This is a genomic window from Salipiger pentaromativorans (assembly GCF_024721115.1).
Taxonomy (GTDB): domain Bacteria; phylum Pseudomonadota; class Alphaproteobacteria; order Rhodobacterales; family Rhodobacteraceae; genus Salipiger; species Salipiger pentaromativorans.
On sequence record NZ_JAMDHK010000015.1, the window covers coordinates 123934 to 142633 of the forward strand.

Here is an 18700-nt window from a genome sequence, read left to right on the forward strand (position 1 = left end):
GTCTTGCAAGACGGTTGCTTGCATACTAATTAGCTTCCTATCTTTTTGCAAGACAACCAGAAGCAAGAGCTGATGACTGCTGCACCAGACATGGCGGAGACCTTCACACGCGCTCTGGCAATTGTGTCGCGCCAGTGGAAGCGCAGGCTCGACGTACAGTTTCGTCATCTGGGTCTTTCACAAGCACGCTGGGGCGTGATTTTAGAACTGTCCCGGCACGAGGATGCGACCCAGATCGAACTGGCGCGCGTCCTTGGCATCGAGGGGCCGACCCTGGTGCGCTTGCTGGACGGTCTTGAAAGAATGGGGTTTGTCGAGCGCCACCCAAGTGCCGAGGACCGACGCGCCAAGAAACTGGTCCTGACTGAAGCAGCGATGAGGATTCTTGAGAGGATGAAGTCGATCGCCGCAAATAGTCGCTTGGAAGTTCTTGAGGACATTCCTGCGGACGATCTTCGCACCGCGACCCGCGTCCTGGCGCAGATTGCATCCCGGCTGGAGAAGATGGGTAATGACGAAAATGGATGAGATCAAACCGGCAGCACCCGAAGCAAAGGAGACAGGCGAGACCTCCGTGCCGGATTTGCCAAAACCGGCTGCGCGGCGCAGCCGGGTTAAATGGACCCGGCTGTTGGTCGTGGCGGCAGTCCTTGGGGTCGTGGCCTGGCTGGGAACCCCGTGGATCATAGCACGGTTCACTCAGGTCCATATCAACGATGCCCGCATCGCAGCGAGCGTCGTGACCGTGTCGAGCGAAGTCGCTGGCCGCGTGACCGAACTTCCGGTGCTTGTCGGGGATTCGGTCGCTGCGGGAACTGTTCTAGCGTCGATCGACCAGGAATCGTCGCAGCCGCAACTCGATGCCGTCATCGCAAAGCTGGCGGCGACAGATGCCCAGCTTTCTGAACTCGAAAACCGCAAGGGCATGCTGACCGAGCAGCTTGCTGCGCGGCGAGAAGCAGCCAATGCCGGCATCGCGGCTGCCGAAGCCAACCATGAAGCCGCGCTTGCCGTGCTGCAGAATACGCAAACCCGCCACGACCGTGTGGTTAAACTGGCCGAGCAGAATGTTTCGTCGCAACAATCGCTTGATGAGGTGAACGCGGCCCTCGCCACAGCGACACAACAGGAGCGCGCAGCCTATGCCGCAACAGAAGCCGCACGGGCAGATCTTGCAATCGTCGAAGCAGACGCAGCCCAAATCGCTGTACTGGACTCTCAGATCGATTCTGTCAGGGCAGGGCGCGTCGCGATCGAGGCGGAACGTCGGCTGAAGGAAATCGATCTCGCGCACCGTACGATTGACGCCAGCTTCGACGGTATTGTTGACGCGACCTTCGTTGATGTCGGCGAGTATGTAACCCCCGGAACAAGACTGGTGATGTATCACGCGCCCGAGAATGTCTGGATCGATGCCAACGTCAAGGAAACCGAGTTTTCCAGGTTGCGTGTGGGGTCCAGAGCCAGCATCACTGTCGACGCCTTCCCCGGTCGGACCTTCGAGGGCGAGGTGATCGGCATGGGCGGCGCGGCGACCAGCCAGCTTGCCTTGCTGCCCAGCCCGAACCCGTCGGGCAACTTCACCAAGGTCACCCAGCGCCTGCCGATCCGCGTCTCGATCGATGCCGATGGTGTGGAACTGCGACCGGGCATGATGGTTGAGATCTATGTCGATGTCGCAGGTTGATCGCTTTTTCGAGCGGTATGGTCCGGCCTACAAGTGGTACGCCACCGGCACTATCATGGTGGCAACCATCTCGGTGGTTCTCTCGACCACGATCGTGAACGTCGCCATCCCGGCGGTGATGGGCGCCTTCGGGATCAGCGCGGTGCAGGCGCAATGGATTTCGACGGGGTTCCTTGCCGCCATGACCGCCACGATGCTGCTGGCCGACTGGGCGGACCGCGCCTTCGGCATGCGGTTGACCATGAATGCCGCGATGGGCGTCTTTCTGGCCGGCTCGGTCGTCGGCGGTCTTGCTCCGAATGAAACCATGCTGACGTTGGCGCGCGTCGTCCAGGGTGCCGCAGCAGGCATTGTCCAGCCGCTGGCGATGATCATGTTGTTCAAGGTCTTCCCCCCTGACAAACGTGGTGCGGCGATGGGTATCTACGGGGTGGGTGTGGTGCTCGCCCCCGCTCTCGGGCCCTGGATCGGCGGCGTATTGATGGACGCCTTCGACTGGCGCTTCGTCTTCTATCTGGGCCTTCCCTTCGCCGGGGTCGCCATCCTGCTGTCAAACCTTTTTCTGCCAGGTCGAGAGCAGACCGGGCCGCTTCCCGCTTTCGACTTCCCGGGCGTCGCGATCCTTGCGGTCTTTCTCGCAGTCATCCTCAGCACATTGTCGAATGCTCAGCGTCTGGGATGGGATTCGAACATGACACTTGTAGGCTTTATGGTGTCCGCAGCCTCGGCCGCAGGATTCATTCTATGGGAGCTTCACACCGACAAACCCATGCTCGACATGCGGCTCTTTGCCAATTTTGCCTTCGTTTCAGCCTCGGTGGTGTCCTTCATCATGGGGGCAGGGCTTTTTGGCTCGACCTATCTCTTGCCCGTCTTTGTCCAGCAGATCCAGGGCATGACGCCGACGCAAGCGGGTCTTCTGCTGATGCCGTCGGGCTTCGTGATGCTTATCGTTTTCCCGATCGCAGGGCGCCTGTCCGACAGGGTTCCAGCCGCAATCCTGATCGGCATCGGCATGGCGATCTTCGCTTGGTCCTCGTGGCTGATGGCGGATGCGAATATCAACACGACATTCTGGACACTTGCCTGGTGGACCGTGATTTCCCGGGTGGGTCTAGGGCTGGTGTTCCCGGCAATTTCCTCAGGAGCTTTGAAAGTATTGCCCCGGCATCTCCTGGGGCAGGGCTCTGGGGCATCGAACTTCATCCGCCAGCTCGGCGGCGCCTTCGGGGTCAACTTGCTCACTGTGTTCATTGAGCGGCGCACAGTCATGCACGCCGATGCCTTTGCAGCCACGCAAACCAGCGACAATACCACCACGATGGAACTTCTGCGCGAAGTCGCCGGCCTGATGCATTCGTCAGGGCTGCCAGACACGCAGCTCCTACCGGCCGCAGCCTCATTTCTGGGGCAGACCGTGGTGATCCAATCATCAAACGCTGCGTTTCAGGACGGCTTCATGGTAGTGTTCGCGATCTTCGTTCTGGCGCTCGTACCGACCTGGTTCATGTGGCGGGCCAGAACCTGAGCGCCCGCCGGACCGGCCGAGGTCAGACCGAGCACAGCGCCGCGGCCCGGCCCGCCGCCGCATGCGCGGCGATTACCGCGCCGTTCAGGTAGCCTGGATTGCGGGGCGCGGTCTCGCTGCCGGCAAGGGTCAGACGATCCGACCAGGGCGCAGGCAGGGCGAAGACCTGTGGCGCCGGATGGCCAGGGTCAGTCAGGTCGCCCGGGGTCGCGGTCAGGACGTCCGCCGCCCAGTCCTTCAGCCGCACCGACCGCGGCTCGGCGGCCGCCGATCCGAACAGGCGCACAAGCTGCGCGGTGCAGGCCGCGATCACCGCCGCCTCGCCGATCTGCTGACGCCCGGCAGCGGAAAGCCCGACGAAGCCGAACAGCGCCGCCTCGCCCGCGCTGCTCGTGGCGTCGTGGATCTCGGTCATTGGGCCGACCAGGCTTTGCGCCCCTCCCGAAAGGCCGGCCTCGCGCCAGAAGCGCCTCGGATAGACGGCGAGGAACTTGGCATGGGGAGCCATCCAGGTCGGCGTCCGGCGCCACAGATCGAGCACGCCCGGAGAGGGTGCCGGATCGAGCGTCAGGCCCTGCGCGATCAGCCGGGGTGGCAGTGCCAGGATGACGTGATCGGCCCGCACCTCGCCCTCGGGCAGGGTAAGGACGACCGCATCCTCGGCCCGCGTCAGCCGCCGGACCGGCGCGCCGAGGCGGATGCGGTCGCGCGGGATCACGGCGGCCAGCGCCTGCGTAAGCGCCCCCGTCCCGCCCGCGATCCGCCAGGACGCGACGCTACCGGGATGGGGCACGCGCAAAGGTGGCTCCTGCGGATGGCGCTCGAAAAGCATCTGCCCAGCCTCATCCTGCCTCTGGCAGGCCAAGCCGAGTTCCGCCACCAGCGCGGCGATCTCGGGCTGCATGTCGGGCCAGAACCAGGACGGGCCCAAATCGAAGCCGGCACCGGGTGCGCCATCCGCCCCGACGGTCAGGATACGCCCGCCAAGGCGCGGCCGCGCTTCGTAGAGCCGGACATCCGCGCCGGCCCGCCACAGCAGCCGGGCCGCGTTCAGCCCAGCGAGCCCGGCCCCAACGACAGCGATGCGGCCTTCGGTCATGCCGCCGCACCCGGCAGGGGCAGCACATCGGCGTGTTGTAGCGGCGCATCCTTGAGCCAGACCCCCGCGCCCTCGGCCTCGGCCACCAGGGCAAGCCCGGCAGGCAGGCGCAGCCAGCTCTGTGCGGTCAGTTCCTCGCCCCCGACGCGCAGGCTGCCCGACAGCACCATCATTTCCAGCCCGCGCGGGTTGTCGCGCCGGATCGTGCCGTCCCAGGTCTCGATGCCGACCCGTTCGAACCCGTCGTCGAAGAGGACACCCTCAGCCTGTCCGGGCGGCAACGCGATCTGCGCAGTATCGCCAGCGCGGAACTGCCAGAGCCGCACGAAGATCTCGCAGCCTTCGGCAGCGGCGGGGCTGTGGCGAGTGCCCGGTGGGTTGCGGAAATAGCTCCCGGCGGGATAGTCGCCGTGCTCGTCCTGGAAGGTGCCGACCAGCACCAGGATTTCCTCGCCGCCGGTATGGACATGTTCGGGAAAGGCGCTGCCGGGGGCATAGCGTACGATCGAGGTGGCGCGGGCGACCTCGGCACCGTCGCGATAAAGCATCTTGCGCTCGACCCCCGCGGCCGGGCTAGGCACCCAATCGAGCCGGCTGCCGTGGACAACCGTCGGGCGCGTGAAATTGGTGTTGAGCTGCATGATCTGCATCCGTGTTTTGGCATGAGAAGGAAGGGCGCACCCGGTCCGGGTGCGCCCGTGGCGTTGCGGCCCTACGACCGGGGTCAGGCCAGGCCGTGCCGCGAAAAGGGCAGCTCGCGCACCGCCTGCCCGGTCGCCCGGCGCACGGCATTGGCAACGGCGGGGCCGATCGGCGGGGTGCCGGGCTCTCCGATACCGGTGGGGGCCTGGGTAGAAGGCAGGATATGCACCTCGACCTCGGGCATGTCGGTGATGCGCAGGGGCGTGTAGTCGTAGAAGTTCGACTGGTCCACTTCGCCCTCGGTCAGGGTGATCTCCTCGCGAAGGATCGCCGACAGGCCGTAGCCCAGACCGCCTTCGATCTGGGCGCGGATGTTCGAGGGGTTGATCGGTACGCCGCAATCGACCGCGCAGGTCACGCGCACGACCTTGACCTTGCCGTCCTCGCGCATCCTCACGTCGGCCACCTCGGCCACATAGGAGCCGAAACTCTTGTGCACCGCGATGCCGCGCGTCAGCCCCTCGGGCAGGGCGCCGGCCTTGTCGGCGGCCATTTCCAGAACGCCGCGCGCGCGGGGATCGGCAAGGTAGCGCAGGCGGAATTCCACCGGGTCGGCACCGGCCGCCTGTGCCAGCTCGTCCATCATCGTCTCGACGACATAGGCGGTGTGGGTATGGCCAACCGAGCGCCACCACAGCACCGGCACGCCGACGCGCGGATGATGCACGTCCGCCGTCCAGCCCGGGATCGCATAGGGCGAGCTTTCGCCCAGCCCCTCGACCGAGGAACTGTCCACCCCGTCCTTCACTGCGAAAGGCTCGAAGGCCGTTCCCAGCATTATGCCCTGACCCACTACCCGGTGCTGCCAGAAGGCTATGTTGCCTTCGGCGTCCAGTCCGGCGCGGACCCGGTGCATGTGCATCGGGCGGTAGTAGCCGCCGCGGATGTCGTCCTCGCGCGTCCACACCAGCTTGATCGGGCGCGCCTCGCCATGCGCGTCGAGCCAGGCCTTCGCCACCATCGCCGCCTCGGCGACGTAGTGGCTGTCATAGATCGCCCGCCGCCCGAACGACCCCCCGCCCCAGAGCGTGTTGATCGTCACCGCCTCGGGGGCGATGCCCAGGACCTGCGCGCCAATGTTCTGATCGAGGGTCTGGATCTGCGAGCCGGTCCAGAAGGTGGCTGCCGTGCCGTCTAAGCGGACCGTCACGTCGATCGGCTCCATCGGCGCATGGGCGAGATAGGGGAAGAAATAATCCGCCTCGATCACCTGCGCGGCTTCTCGGCCCGTGGGCTCGGCCGCGTGGAACTGCGTGCCCTCGCGGTCGAGAAGCGCCGCGTATTCGGCGCGCAGCTCCTCGGTGCCACGGTTCTCGGCCGCGCTGAAATCCCACTCGGCCACCAGCGCGTCGCGCGCCCGGATCGCAGCCCAGGTGGTTTCGGCGATGACGGTGGCGCGGTCGGGCAGGCGGATCACGTCGATCACGCCGGGCATGGCGCGGGCGGCGCTGTCGTCGAGCGTGGCAAGCGTGCCGCCGAAGCGCGGGCTGCGCAGGCTGACGGCATGGACCATGCCCTCGATCCGCGCATCCATGCCGAACATGCCCGTGCTGCCTTCCGTCTTGCGCGTCACATCGACGCGGGGGAAAGACTTGCCGATATAGACCCACTGATCGGGCGATTTAAGCGTCACCTCGCCGGGCACCGTCTGACGCGCCGCGGCCTCGGCCAGGTCGCCGAAGGTGGCGCTGTTGTTCCCGGCGCTGACCCGGCCGCCCGCCACGGTGACGACGGCAGGATCCACGCCCCAGGTCTCGGCCGCGGCGGCCACCAGCATGGCCCGCGCGGTGGCGCCCGCCTCGCGATACTGCTGCCAGGAATTGGCCATGGCAGTCGAGCCGCCGGTGCCCTGCACCCCCATCAACGTGTTGGCATAAAGCGCGGTATTGGCGGGGGCGAATTCGGTCGTGACCTGCGCGGCATCGGCATCAAGTTCCTCGGCCACCAGCGTGGCAAGCCCGGTCGCCGTGCCCTGGCCCTTGTCGAGGTGCTTGACGATCACCACCACCCTGTTGTCGGGGCGGATATGGACGAAGGGCGTGGCTAGCCCTTCGGCGGCCCCCTCGGCGGCCGCCCGCCCTACGGGCAGCGCCGCGCCCAGCATCAGCCCGCCCGCGGCACCGGCGGAAAGTTTCAGGAAGCCACGGCGCGACAGCGGCGCGGCGCGAACGGCGGGAACGGCCCCCGCGATGATCCGGTCCAGCATGGTCAGCCCTCCATGATCTCAGCGGCGCGGTGGACCGCCTTGCGGATCCGCGCATAGGTGGCGCAGCGGCAGAGGTTGCCCTCCATCGCCGCGTCGATGTCGGCGTCGGTCGGCTTCGGCGTCCCGGCCAGAAGCGCCGCGGCCGACAGGATCTGCCCGGACTGGCAATAGCCGCATTGCGGCACCTCGATCTCGACCCAGGCGGCGCGGACCGCCTTTGCGGCGGCATCGGACGCGCCCTCGATGGTGGTGATCTCCACCCCCTCCAGATCGCCCACCGCGCTCTGGCAGGACCGCGCCGGCACCCCGTCCAGATGCACCGTGCAGGCGCCGCAGGACGCCACGCCGCAGCCGAACTTGGTGCCAGTCAGGCCCAGTTCGTCGCGCAGCACCCACAGAAGCGGCGTGTCCGGCGCGGCAGATACCTCGCGCCGCGCGCCGTTGATCGTCAGCGTGATCATTATAACCTCCTTGGTCGGTTCAGCCCAGGTTCGGGGCGGTGGCCGTGAAGGCCGCATCGGCGGCCAGCTGCGTCCACCAGTCGGACATGCCCGGCACCGCCATCAGCGCGCCGCCATCCTCTGTCATCGTGGCATAGGCGACCAGCGGGCCAAGCAGATAATCAGCATAGCCCGGAGCATCCCCCGCGAGCCAGAGCGAACCGCCCCGGTTCTCGATCACAAGCCCGGCAAGGCGCACCGCGGCGTCAAGGTTCTGCCGCCGCGCATCTTCGTTCTTGCCGCCGACCAGATCAGGGAACAGGTGGTAGGCGACAAAGCCAATGATCGCGCCATAGCCGTAGTTGCCGATCAGCGCGGCCGTCTCGTCGGCCTTGGCGCGGCGCTTGGGATCGGCCGGCCACATCGCCTGATCGGGGTTGCGCGCCTCGAGATAACGGGCGATCGCCTCGGTCTCGCGCAGGCGCATCCCGTCGATGTCGAGCACCGGCACCTTGCCGAAGGGATGGCGGGCGAGGTGCTCGGGCTGGCGCGTCTCGCCGGCCAGCACGTTCACCGGAACCTGGTCGTATGCGATGCCCTTGCATGCAGCCGCCCTCCCCGAGCTGAAACGCTGCCTCTCCCTGCGACGTACCGCTGGCCGTGCCGTCTCCTCCGGAGCCAGCCCGACCAGCCGTCGCATGGTCGTGGCAACGCTGCATCTCGGCCATTCGGTAACGGTTGCTGGGGCGGGGCGGGTCGCTTCAATAGTCTCGTTTTTCCCGTGTCAGCCGGTGTTAGTCCTCGCTTTGCCGGACATGCTGTTCTGCCATCATTGACCGCAAAGGAGTTTCGACGACCGCCGGATCGCTCTGGCCAAAGCTGGCAGAGGGTCGGTGTTGGACGCGATGTAAAAAATCGCAAACTATTGGGATGCCGAAGAGGGTTGGTCCGAAATCGGGATGATCGTTCAATCATCGCGGCGAGCGCGATGTCAGGCGAAGAGCGCAAGAAGCGGTGCTACGGCCTTCTGCCAGCTGTCACGCGCTTCAAGCCGGCCGATCCAGCCCGCGATTCTGGGGAATTCGTCCAGCGAAATCCCCGCTTGGTCGCGATACATGAATGTCGTCGCCAGATAGAAGTCGGCAAGGCTGAGTGCGCCTGCAATCCAATCCTTATCGTCGAGTCCGGTTTCCAGAACGGCAAGGAACTGATCGGTGGCTTTCCGTTCCGCTTCGACCACAGTAGGATCAGGATCGCCCATGCCGAATTTCTCTTTGAGGAACAGCTCAAAGGACAACTTCTGCATCGCCGGGCCAAGGTGGATGGCTTGCCACCAGGCCCACTGATCGACGAGGGCCCGCGTCTTGAGGCCATCAGGATAGAGCCCTGCCTCGGGCCGGATCCCGGCCAGATAGGCACAGATCGCCCGGGACTCCCAGAGCACGAAATTCCCGTCCTCCAAAACAGGCACCTTTGCATTTGAATTGCGGGCAAGAAATTCCGCCGCGCGGTTGTCCCCGGCACGGATGTCGACCTCGACGATTTCGAGTTCCACGCCCAGTTCGTGCGCCACCGCCCGTACACGCAGCGCATTCGGTGAGAAGTTCGCGTTGTAAAGCCTCATGACATTTTCCAGCATTATTGTTCCTGCGGCGCCTGAAGAAGCGCCGCGCGGTTAGCGGCCAGGAAATCGGCCACCGACTGTCCGGGCTTGCCGGTGAGCGATTCGAGATCGCCGCTGGCCACATCGAGATAGCCCTGCGCGATTGCTTCGTCGAAGGAGGCAAAGACCCTCGCCATGAACTCCGGCAGTCCATTTGCGATCATCGCCTGCACCAGATCCTCGGCGGGCAGGGCGACATAGGGGATTTCCTTACCCGCAATTTCGGACAAGATCGCCGCGACCTCGGCCTGGCTGACCGTCTCCGGCCCGGTGATATCGAGGGTCTCCCTTCCCGTAGCTTTCATTAGCGCCGCGGCTGCGGCACGGGCGCAATCCGCGCGTGTCACATATCCGGTCTTGCCATCTGCTGCGGCAGAGAAATGCGTGCCCATGGCGACGCTCTGCTGGCCGCCCATCAACAGAAAGTCGGTGTACATATTGTTGCGTAGGATCGTATGATCCGCCCCACTTTCCGTGATCAGCTTCTCGGTCCCTTCGTGGTCTTGAGCGAATCCGATCGGACTTTCCGCGACCGGGCCTGCGAAGGAGGTATAGACGATGTGGTCGATACCTACCATCTTGGCCGCAGCAATCGCATTGGAATGAGCTGCGAGCCGCTTGCCCGGCTCCAGATCGTCGGTGGAGATGATGAGGAGACGCTTGCCGCCCGCGAAGGCTGCTTCAAGAGAAGCCGGGTCGTTGAAATCGCCCTCGCGCGCCTCGACTCTTTTTCCCGCCAGATCGGCAAGCTTGTCGGGAGTGCGCGAGATCGCGATGACCGGCCCGGCACCTGCCTGAACCAGCAGGTCGACTACCTGCCGGCCAAGTTGTCCGGACGCGCCGGTCACGATGAAGGGGCCGTTCTGGATGTTGGACATGGTATCTCTCTTATCTTGATGTTTCTGCAAGCGCGCTTGCGATCAATCGTGGATTTGGGTGGGGGCGGGATTCGCCAGCTTGCCGCGCGCGAAACCCCAGCTTGTGGTCAGGATTTTGATCATCACATCGACCTCTGCCTCATCGCGTGGAGCAAAGGCCATGATCGCATTGGCCGGGATGTATCCGGCCGAGGCCATCGGGTGCTGTTCGCCCCATCCCTTCGCGATGAGTTCCTCAACCGCCGCCAGCGGCAGCATCATGTGCGACGACCCGTCATAGGCGGGATGCACATGCGCAAATTCGCGTCCGATCATGAAGGCTTCGCGCGGGCCGCAGGCATGCGGCCGCGGCAGGACTAATGCTTCGGCGCCGGGGACCGAAATACCCGATCGGCAACGCTCGACGAAGGGCAGGGCGAAGGCCTTCTGCTTGAACAATGCGTGAATCTCGGCCGAGGAGTTCTGCGACACTTGCTCATGCGGGGCGCACTCGGTGGTTTCGGGGCGCGGACCCTGCCGCAAGGGAAGTTCGAAGCACATATCTGGTCCTATCCAAATCTGAACGCGCTTTCGACCGCGCCCAATACGTGATCCTCGAGGGTCTTTTCCCCCCGATCCGCAAGCGCGGCGCCGGCCACGACGTGCAATGGAATTAGATGTTCCTCGCGCGGATTGGCGTCGCGTGCGCCGGGTGCCCGATCCCAAGCAGCCAGCATGGCGCGGCGCGCCCCGGGGTCTTCATGGGTCACCGCACCCGTGAGCCATCGGTCAAAGTCGCCGCCGTTCACCGGGCCATCGGGTCCGCCCCTCATCGCCCGCATCATCTTGCCCATGTTGTGATAGGTGTTGCCGGACCCGATGATCAGAACACCTTCGTCTCGCAAGGGCGCCAACGCGCGACCAGCAGCAAGATGCGCCTCAGCGTCGAGATCGTCGCGCAGGCTCAGTTGGACGGTAGGTATGTCGGCCTCAGGCAAAGCCACCTTTAGCGGAACAAACACCCCATGATCGAAGCCACGCGTAGCGTCGGCCCGGGTTTCAAAACCCGCGCCGTTCTTCAATAGCTCGCTTGCACGGGCCGCCAGCGTAGGATCGCCTGGCGCGGGCCAGGTCAGCTGATAAGTATGGGGGGGAAACCCCTGATAGTCGAACAGCAGCGGCGGCGCGGAGTTGGTCTGCACGGTAAACACCCGTTCCTCCCAATGGCCTGAGATCACGAGAAGCGCCTTGGGCTTTGCCGGCAGGCTCGCAGGCAAAGCCTCAAGGAATCTGCGGTGCCTGTCCCAGGTGTCAGGCGGGTTCCAGTCCATGAAGAAGCAAGGGCCGCCTCCATGGGGAACAAACACTGTCGGCTGCCTTTCGGTCATTCTGTCGTCCTTTTGAACCCCAAGCCCGAGGGTGGATGGCCAGCGCCGTGGCAACTCCGCATCGGATTAATTCGTCTCTGTCGGAAACGTCGGCGCATATGCCGACTTTACCGCACGCACGCGATTGGCTGTCATCCACGAGGCGATCAGGAGCACCCAGGTCGCAAGAGCCGGTGGCCAGCCTGGATCGCCCGCGCCGACATGCGCCCCGAACGCCAACACCAGATGCCAGAACATCGCCGCGTAAGCCCAGTCCGCCAGCATCGCCGAAGGGCGCCAGAGAATCACCACCGCGCCGACAATCTTCAAAATCGCGAGCGGCCAGATGATGTATGTGGGATAGCCCAACACCTCGCGATACATGCCCGCGACCATATCGTGGGATGAGATGTAGAAAGTCGCCGCACCCAGATAGACCAGCGCCACAAGGCCGGTCGCGATCCAGTAGACATACTTTGCCACGTTGTCACTCATCACCGCACTCCCTGTTTGCAAGGGCTTGTTCAGCCGCAGTTTCCGCTCTAAGTACCTTTAGGTGTCTTGCATTGTTCGTGAAAGTAGGCACTTAAAAGTAACTAGATTACTTTAACCGCGAGGATAATCCACGATGAAGAGCGTCCAGCCCCCCTTATGCCCGATGGAGGCGCTTCTGCGTGTCATTACAGGCCCTTGGACGATCTATATACTCTGGGTTCTGTCCGAGCAGGGACCGCAGCGTTTCGGCGCGCTCAAGCGTTTGGTGCCCGGAATTTCCACTCGCGTTCTGACCGAGAGGCTGAGAATGCTGGAACATGCTGGCGTTGTTTGGCGCGAGCAGGCCATGACCATCCCACCCGCTGTCACATACGGACTGACTGAGCGCGGCGCGGAACTGCGCGGCGTGCTGGACAAGCTTGGCTCGATCGCACGCCGCTGGGAGGCCGAGGGTGCCTTTGTCGGGACCGCAAGCGCGGCAGAATGACGGTACCCCTCCTGTTCGCGGGATAATCCCGCGCCCGAGAACAACTCAGGCAGAATCAGACCCGAAGCTCATGACGAATTGAAAACGGCGCTAGAAAAAGCCGCCAAGCGGCGCTTGGTGGGGTAGATCCGCACAGCTTTACGCTTTGCTGCTAAATCAACTTCTATCTACTATACTCACTAGACGGTACAGTAAAGCTTGTAACCGCCTAGTCCTGCCTGGGATAGAGAGAACGAGATGCGCGAGAGAAAGTTGGCCGACGTCATGGTTGGTGCGCGCGAGGTCTTCTTCCGATGCGGTTATGAAGGAGCCACGGTCGATGCGATTGCCGCCGAGGGAAAAGTGTCGAAGGCAACCATGTATTCGTATTACCCGACCAAGGAGCAACTGTTCCTGAGCGTGGTTGAATCCGAGTGCGGTCGGCTTGCGGACGAAATCCTCCGGCCCTTGACCGCGTCTTTGGAGCCGCGCGCCCGGTTGGAAGAACTCGCCCTGCGCATGGTCGACCTCATCTTGGACGACACCTACATCCGTCTCCTGCGAACGTGCATCGGCGCCTCCGAGGCGCTTCCCGAAGTGGGTGAGGTGTATTTTCGCGCAGGCCCGAAACCGGCCCGCGAACTCGTCGGGCGGGTTCTGGAGCGCCTTACGCGCGAAGGCGCGCTCGATGTCGATGACGCCCGGCGCGCGTCCGATCACTTCATACACCTTTGCGTTTCGGGGCTACTTATGCCGCGCCTTCTCGCAGTGAAACGACCAGTCCACCGCGAGAAACATGCGCGCGAAGCGGTCGCTGCATTCCTGCGACTTTACGGTAGCGGCCACAGAGACAAATTTTCAGATTGAGCTCGCTTGCCAAATACGGGGCAGCGCATTAGTTCGCCCAATGACTTAACCGACCGGACGGTACAGGGTGACTGCACAAGTGGAAAAGCAACCGAAGAACGCCTCGCCAAAGATTCTCGGCGCTGCGCGGGCGATTGCGCTGCGAGAAGGCGCGGGAAAGATCACGATCGACGCCGTCGCTCGGGAATCCGGCCTCAGCAAGGGTGGGGTGTTGTACAACTTCCCCACCAAGAAAGCGCTTCTGGCCGGGCTGCTCGACGAAATGCTCGCGGAGCACCGCGAACGTCTGGCGTCGGTCCCGGAAGGGCACAGTTCCCGCACCCTGCGCGGTCATCTCGAGACAGTTCTGCAAGCCAGAAGCACCGATGATGACCTTTCGATGGCTATTCTCGCGGTTTCGGCGTCGGATCCGAATCTTCTGGACCCGCTGAGAAGAGAGCTGTCCCGTGATGTCGAGCGCATCCGTTCGGACGCGCAGGACGACACTGCGGCGATGGTTCTCTTTTTGGCGATCCAGGGTCTTCGTTTCCAGAGGCTCCTTCGCCTCGCGGATGGTGATGCCGATCAGCAAGACGCCGCCATCGACAGATTGTGGGACATGATAAATGAGCTTGAATAGAACCAGATACTTCCTAGGAGGTGCCGCTGGATTGGTCGCCCTCCTTCTCGCCATTGTCCTTCTTGTGCAATTCAACCCGGACATCGCATCCAAGGTCTTCGCGCAGACTACGGATGAGGTTTCCGGTGCCGATGCGCAAGGAAGCGCCGAGCAAGATATGGCCCAGCCGGTCACGGTCGAAGTATCGCGTGCCGAGCTTCGCGATAGCGATAGAGCGCGCAGCCTGGCAGGCCGCGTGGAGCCCGCCCGGACCGTGGATATCGCCTTTCAGGTTTCGGGTCAGCTTTCCGACCTCACGGTAGATGCCGGGACTCGGGTTGAGAAAGGCGATTTAATTGCCGCGCTCGACCCAGTCGATTTCGAATTGGCCGTGGATCGGGCGCAGGCCTCTTTCGACCTCGCAAAATCCGAATACGATCGTGCGTTGAGTCTGACCGAGAAAGGGGTGGCGACCGACGCCCGACTTGAAACGAACCGCGCGCAGCTTGCTCAGGCAGAAGTCGCCCTGCGTGAAGCGGAGCGACGCTTGGCTCAAGCCACGATCACCGCGCCCTTCGACGCCATTGTCGCGCGCATCTTTCTGGAGGAGTTTTCGAACGTCACCCCTGCGGCTCCGATTGCCAGGTTGCAGGACATCAGTGAAATGCGGGTGCGGATTTCGCTGCCCGAGGAACTCGCTGCGATGGCACGGGCCCAGCCCGATGCATTCAGGGTAACCGCCTCTTTCCCCGCCGTGCCGGGGTATGACGCAACTCTGTATCTGCGGACATTCGTGACCGATGCAGACCCCACAGCCCAAACCTATGACGTAGAGTTTGCAATCGAGGGCGCCATCGACCCGAGATTGCTGCCCGGAATGACGGCGAATGTGCGCGTAGCCGCCGCCGCGGAGGGTGCGCAATCGCGGTTGGTAGTCGTCCCGGTCTCGGCGATCGACACGACGAGCCGGAGCGAGCCGTCCATCTGGCTGTATGACGAGGGGACCGGCCGGGTGTCCCGTAAGACGATCCGCCTGGGGCTGCCGAACGACGACGAAATCGTCGTGCTTGAGGGGCTCTCCGGAGACGAACTGGTTGTGTCCGGCGGGTGGTGGCGCCTGAAGGAAAACGAAACAGTCGCGGTTCGCGGCCTCTGAACGATCCTGGACCGGAAAACCGAAACCATGACAATGAGTATTTCCCGCGCAAGCATCCGACGTCCGGTCGCCGTTTGGCTGGCAATTATCTTTTGCCTTCTCGGCGGTTTGTGGGGGCTGAACACGGTCGGACGCCTCGAAGACCCGAGTTTCACGCTCAAGACGGCGCTCGTTTTCGTGCCCTATCCGGGCGCGACGGCGATGGAGGTGGAAGAGGAAGTCACCGATGTCGTGGAAAGCGCACTCCAACAGATGAAGCAGCTCGACCGGGTGGAATCGAAATCCATGCCGGGCATGGCCCAGATCACGGTCGAGATCGAGATGACCTATGGGCCCGACGAGATCCCACAGGTCTGGGACGAAATGCGCCGCCGCATCCGCGACATCGAAAGAGAGTTCCCCTCCGGTGCGCAGTCTCCGATCATCAATGACGATTTCGGCGACGTCTACGGCATGTTCTACGCTGTGACGGCCGATGGGTTGAGCGCCTCGGAACAGCGAGACCTCGCGACTAAACTGCGGCGCGGCTTTGTCACCGTCGACGGGGTGGCCAAGATCGAGGTTCAGGGGCTGGCGGAAGAGGAGATCATCATCTCGGTCCCTTCGGCGCGCCTGACCGAACTGGGGCTGCCACCGGACCAGATCCTCGGTATCATCGCCGACGAGAACCAGGTTTTCTCCAACGGCGAGATCAGCGAAGGGCTGTCTCGGCTAGGTGTGTCCGTTCCGCCGGGTTATGTCAGCGTCGAGGGCATTGAGGCGCTGCGGCTCGGCGCCCCCGGAGAGGTCGGGCAGATTGCGCTCTACGACATCGCCCGCGTGGTCCGAGAGGAGACAGAGCGGCCGAGCCAGATCGTGCGTCACAATGGCACGCGAGCTTTCACTCTTGGGGTCTCGGCGCTCGTGGACCGCAACGTTGTCGAGGTCGGCAGATCGGTCGAGGCACGACTGGACCAACTGAAGACCGAATTGCCGGACGGCGTCGAGATCGTACCGATCTATGAACAGCATAAGGTCGTCGACGAAGCGGTCTCGAGCTTTCTTGTCAGCCTCGGTCAATCCGTGGCCATCGTCATCGGGGCGCTGATGCTGACCATGGGTTGGCGCGCGGGTCTGGTGGTGGGTGCCACGCTGGGCCTAACGGTGTTTTCCACGCTGTTTTTCATGTCTGTCTTCGGCATCGAGATGGAACGGATCAGTCTTGGGGCGCTGATCATCGCTATGGGTATGCTGGTCGACAACGCCATCGTGATCGCCGAAGGCATGCTGATTGGCATGGCACGGGGCAAGTCCGCCGAAGACGCCGCCGCCGATACCGAGACCGCGACATCATTTCCTCTGCTTGGGGCTACCGTGATCGGGATCATGGCGTTCTCTGGAATTGGACTGTCGCCAGATGCCACCGGCGAATTTCTGTTTTCGCTTTTCGCGGTTATCGCGATTTCGTTGCTGATGAGCTGGATCCTCGCCGTGACCGTTACACCCTATCTTGGGAAGCTCCTTCTGAAGGCGCCAAAAAACACCTCCAAGGACCCCTATCGCGGCTTCGTCTATTCGGCCTACCGCGGTTTCCTCAGGCTGGCGCTGCGCGCCCGTGTGCTCGTCGTCCTGACGATCGTCGGAATCACGGTCTGGTCGGTCATGGCCTTTGGTCAGGTCAAACAGGCTTTTTTTCCGGCGTCGAACACCCCGATATTCTACGTCGAATTCCAGATGCCGCAAGGCACGGACATTCGAGTCACGAATGAAGAAATCGCTCGGCTGGAGGCGATCATCTTAGGCGAGGAGATCGTGACGGACGTGACGACGCTTGTCGGGCGAGGGGCCAGCCGCTTCATGCTGACCTACAACCCTGAGCAGGCCGATGCGAGCTACGGTCAGCTGATCGTGCGTGCGACCGATGCCACACTCATCCCCGATGTTGCGGCGCGTCTCAATCGTGAACTGCCGGCGCAATTCCCCAATGCTCTTATCCGCGTCGAGGAGATCGTCTTCGGTCCGCCTGCCGGGGCCGATGTCGCCGTCCGGTTTTCCGGACCCGATCCAGTTGTCCTCCGGCAGCTATCGGATAACGCGCTTGCGATCTTCGACGAGGCCGGCACGATCAAAAACCCGCGCACAGACTGGCGGCAGCGCGAAATTCTCGTCGAACCCATCGTCGACGAGGCTCGCATGCGGTTGGCCGGTGCGACTCGCGGATCGATTTCCGACACCGTGCAATACGGCACCTCGGGCCTGCGGGTGGGCACCCTGCGCGAAGGCGATGCCGAAATCCCTATGTATCTGCGGCTTCCCGAGGTCGAGCGCGACGGGCTGGACCGTTTGCGCGACCTCTCGGTCTGGTCGCCGGGGGCAAATGATTATGTGCCGATGGCCAACCTCGTCTCCAGCTTTGAGCCCCGCCTCGTCGAGGCGCTGATCCACCGGCGCGACCGGGCGCGAACGATCACGGCTCTTGGCGGCGCGCGACCGGATCTGACTGCGAACGAAGCCTTCAACAGCGTGCGCGACGAGATCGAAGCGATGCGGCTCCCCGACGGCTATTCGATGGAGTGGGGTGGCGAATACGAAAGCCAGCAGATGGCCAACGAAAGTCTCGGCAAGCAGCTTCCGATCAGCCTCATTGTGATGCTGACGATCTCGATCCTGATGTTCAACAAGGTGCGCCAGCCGCTGATATTGTGGCTCGTCGTACCGATGTCGGTCACAGGCATGGTTCTCGGTCTGCTGTTCACGGGGCTCCCGTTCACGTTCACGGCGCTTCTCGGCTTCTTGTCCCTTTCCGGGATGCTGATGAAGAACGCCATTGTGCTGGTGGAAGAAATCGATCAGCAACGCGCCGAAGATGTCGAGGACTATCAGGCGGTGATCGATGGCTCGGTCAGCCGTTTGAGGCCCGTCGTGCTGGCTGCGGGCACAACGATTTTCGGTATGATTCCGCTCATATCAGACGCCTTCTTCGCATCGATGGCTGTCACAATCATGGGTGGCCTCGCGTTCGCCTCGATCCTGACACTGGTCGCGGTGCCGGTATTGTATGCGCTGTTCTTCTTGATCAAGCCGCCTAAACAAGAAAACGCTCCTTCAGGTTCCCCAGCGACAGCCTGAACGCAGATGCAGTTATAAGCGCTTCTCTGAGCGCCCTCGACCCGTCTTAAGGACGTGACCTGCCCCCCGCGAAATCCCTCATCATGATGTAGAGTCTGCCCAACCTTGAAGGAGCAGACGAATGCGAAAGAGCCGTTTTACCGAGGCGCAGATTATCGGGATGATCAAGGAGCAAGAGGCGGGCATGCCGACGGCCGAACTGTGCCGTCGTCACGGGCTGAGCCCGTCCACGTTTTACAAGCTGAAAGCCAAATACGGCGGCATGGAGGTGTCAGAAGCCGCCCGGCTGAAGGCGCTGGAAGACGAGAACACCAAGCTCAAGCGCCTGCTGGCCGATACGATGCTCGACAACGTGGTCCTGAAAGATCTTTTGGGAAAGAACTGACGACGCTGACCAAGCGGCGAGAGGCAGCGCTCAGAGCGATGCGGGATCACGACATCTCGCAGCGCCGGGCCTGCCG

Annotated in this window: 18 protein-coding genes and 1 pseudogene; 9 read left to right on the forward strand and 10 right to left on the reverse strand. The window is 63.2% G+C overall.

Annotation, left to right across the window (positions count from 1 at the left end):
- The first annotated feature begins 72 nt into the window (after positions 1-72).
- The 3 genes from M4578_RS19665 to M4578_RS19675 are packed head-to-tail and all read left to right on the forward strand — an operon-like array spanning position 73 to position 3215.
- Positions 73-528 (forward strand): MarR family winged helix-turn-helix transcriptional regulator, encoded by a 456-nt coding sequence (locus M4578_RS19665; RefSeq protein WP_051372705.1) that lies wholly within the window; start codon positions 73-75, stop codon positions 526-528.
- The gene (locus M4578_RS19670; protein WP_245601548.1) at positions 512-1687 is read left to right on the forward strand and encodes an HlyD family secretion protein; all 1176 of its coding nucleotides are present in this window, start codon (positions 512-514) and stop codon (positions 1685-1687) included. The genes M4578_RS19665 and M4578_RS19670 overlap by 17 nt, the downstream gene beginning before the upstream one ends.
- Positions 1668-3215, forward strand: coding sequence for a DHA2 family efflux MFS transporter permease subunit (locus M4578_RS19675; RefSeq protein ID WP_027264285.1), 1548 nt, complete (start codon positions 1668-1670; stop codon positions 3213-3215). The genes M4578_RS19670 and M4578_RS19675 overlap by 20 nt, the downstream gene beginning before the upstream one ends.
- 22 nt (positions 3216-3237) lie before the next feature.
- On the opposite strand, the gene M4578_RS19680 is transcribed toward M4578_RS19675, so the two are convergent.
- The 10 genes from M4578_RS19680 to M4578_RS19730 form a co-directional block, all read right to left on the reverse strand.
- Positions 3238-4314: a flavin monoamine oxidase family protein gene (locus M4578_RS19680; protein ID WP_027264286.1), complete on the reverse strand. Its 1077-nt coding sequence runs from the start codon at positions 4312-4314 to the stop codon at positions 3238-3240.
- A complete protein-coding gene (locus M4578_RS19690) occupies positions 4311-4955 on the reverse strand; it encodes a cupin domain-containing protein (RefSeq protein WP_027264287.1) in 645 nt (214 codons plus the stop codon). Before M4578_RS19690 ends, M4578_RS19680 begins: the two co-directional genes overlap by 4 nt.
- Positions 4956-5038: 83 nt before the next feature.
- Complete coding sequence (locus M4578_RS19695; protein ID WP_027264288.1) at positions 5039-7222, reverse strand: xanthine dehydrogenase family protein molybdopterin-binding subunit; 2184 nt, start codon at positions 7220-7222, stop codon at positions 5039-5041.
- 2 nt (positions 7223-7224) lie between these two features.
- A complete protein-coding gene (locus tag M4578_RS19700) occupies positions 7225-7683 on the reverse strand; it encodes a (2Fe-2S)-binding protein (RefSeq protein ID WP_027264289.1) in 459 nt (152 codons plus the stop codon).
- 19 nt (positions 7684-7702) lie between these two features.
- Positions 7703-8362, reverse strand: coding sequence for a glutathione S-transferase family protein (locus tag M4578_RS19705; RefSeq protein WP_081710583.1), 660 nt, complete (start codon positions 8360-8362; stop codon positions 7703-7705).
- 291 nt (positions 8363-8653) lie between these two features.
- Positions 8654-9301 carry a glutathione S-transferase family protein gene (locus M4578_RS19710; protein WP_051372683.1) on the reverse strand — a complete coding sequence of 216 codons (648 nt, stop codon included), beginning with the start codon at positions 9299-9301 and terminating at the stop codon, positions 8654-8656.
- Positions 9301-10203 (reverse strand): SDR family oxidoreductase, encoded by a 903-nt coding sequence (locus M4578_RS19715; protein ID WP_027264291.1) that lies wholly within the window; start codon positions 10201-10203, stop codon positions 9301-9303. Before M4578_RS19715 ends, M4578_RS19710 begins: the two co-directional genes overlap by 1 nt.
- A 42-nt stretch (positions 10204-10245) precedes the next feature.
- On the reverse strand, positions 10246-10743 hold the full coding sequence (locus tag M4578_RS19720; RefSeq protein ID WP_036051542.1) for a luciferase domain-containing protein: 498 nt from the start codon (positions 10741-10743) through the stop codon (positions 10246-10248).
- 8 nt (positions 10744-10751) lie between these two features.
- Positions 10752-11570: a DODA-type extradiol aromatic ring-opening family dioxygenase gene (locus tag M4578_RS19725; protein WP_027264292.1), complete on the reverse strand. Its 819-nt coding sequence runs from the start codon at positions 11568-11570 to the stop codon at positions 10752-10754.
- A 66-nt stretch (positions 11571-11636) separates the two neighbouring features.
- Complete coding sequence (locus tag M4578_RS19730) at positions 11637-12044, reverse strand: DoxX family protein (RefSeq protein ID WP_036051544.1); 408 nt, start codon at positions 12042-12044, stop codon at positions 11637-11639.
- Positions 12045-12177: 133 nt separating this feature from the next.
- On the opposite strand from M4578_RS19730, the gene M4578_RS19735 reads away from it, so the two are divergent.
- The 6 genes and pseudogenes from M4578_RS19735 to M4578_RS19760 all read left to right on the forward strand — a co-directional run.
- Positions 12178-12531, forward strand: coding sequence for a winged helix-turn-helix transcriptional regulator (locus M4578_RS19735; protein ID WP_027264294.1), 354 nt, complete (start codon positions 12178-12180; stop codon positions 12529-12531).
- Between the two features lie 237 nt (positions 12532-12768).
- Positions 12769-13377, forward strand: coding sequence for a TetR/AcrR family transcriptional regulator (locus M4578_RS19740; protein ID WP_036051549.1), 609 nt, complete (start codon positions 12769-12771; stop codon positions 13375-13377).
- Positions 13378-13444: 67 nt separating this feature from the next.
- Positions 13445-13996, forward strand: a complete 552-nt coding sequence (locus M4578_RS25750) for a TetR/AcrR family transcriptional regulator (RefSeq protein WP_027264295.1) — start codon at positions 13445-13447, stop codon at positions 13994-13996.
- A 31-nt stretch (positions 13997-14027) separates the two neighbouring features.
- A complete protein-coding gene (locus M4578_RS19750; RefSeq protein ID WP_237267656.1) occupies positions 14028-15131 on the forward strand; it encodes an efflux RND transporter periplasmic adaptor subunit in 1104 nt (367 codons plus the stop codon).
- Positions 15132-15158: 27 nt separating this feature from the next.
- Positions 15159-18239: an efflux RND transporter permease subunit gene (locus tag M4578_RS19755; protein ID WP_083545804.1), complete on the forward strand. Its 3081-nt coding sequence runs from the start codon at positions 15159-15161 to the stop codon at positions 18237-18239.
- A 121-nt stretch (positions 18240-18360) separates the two neighbouring features.
- A pseudogene (locus M4578_RS19760) lies at positions 18361-18700 on the forward strand (transposase); the annotation flags it as partial.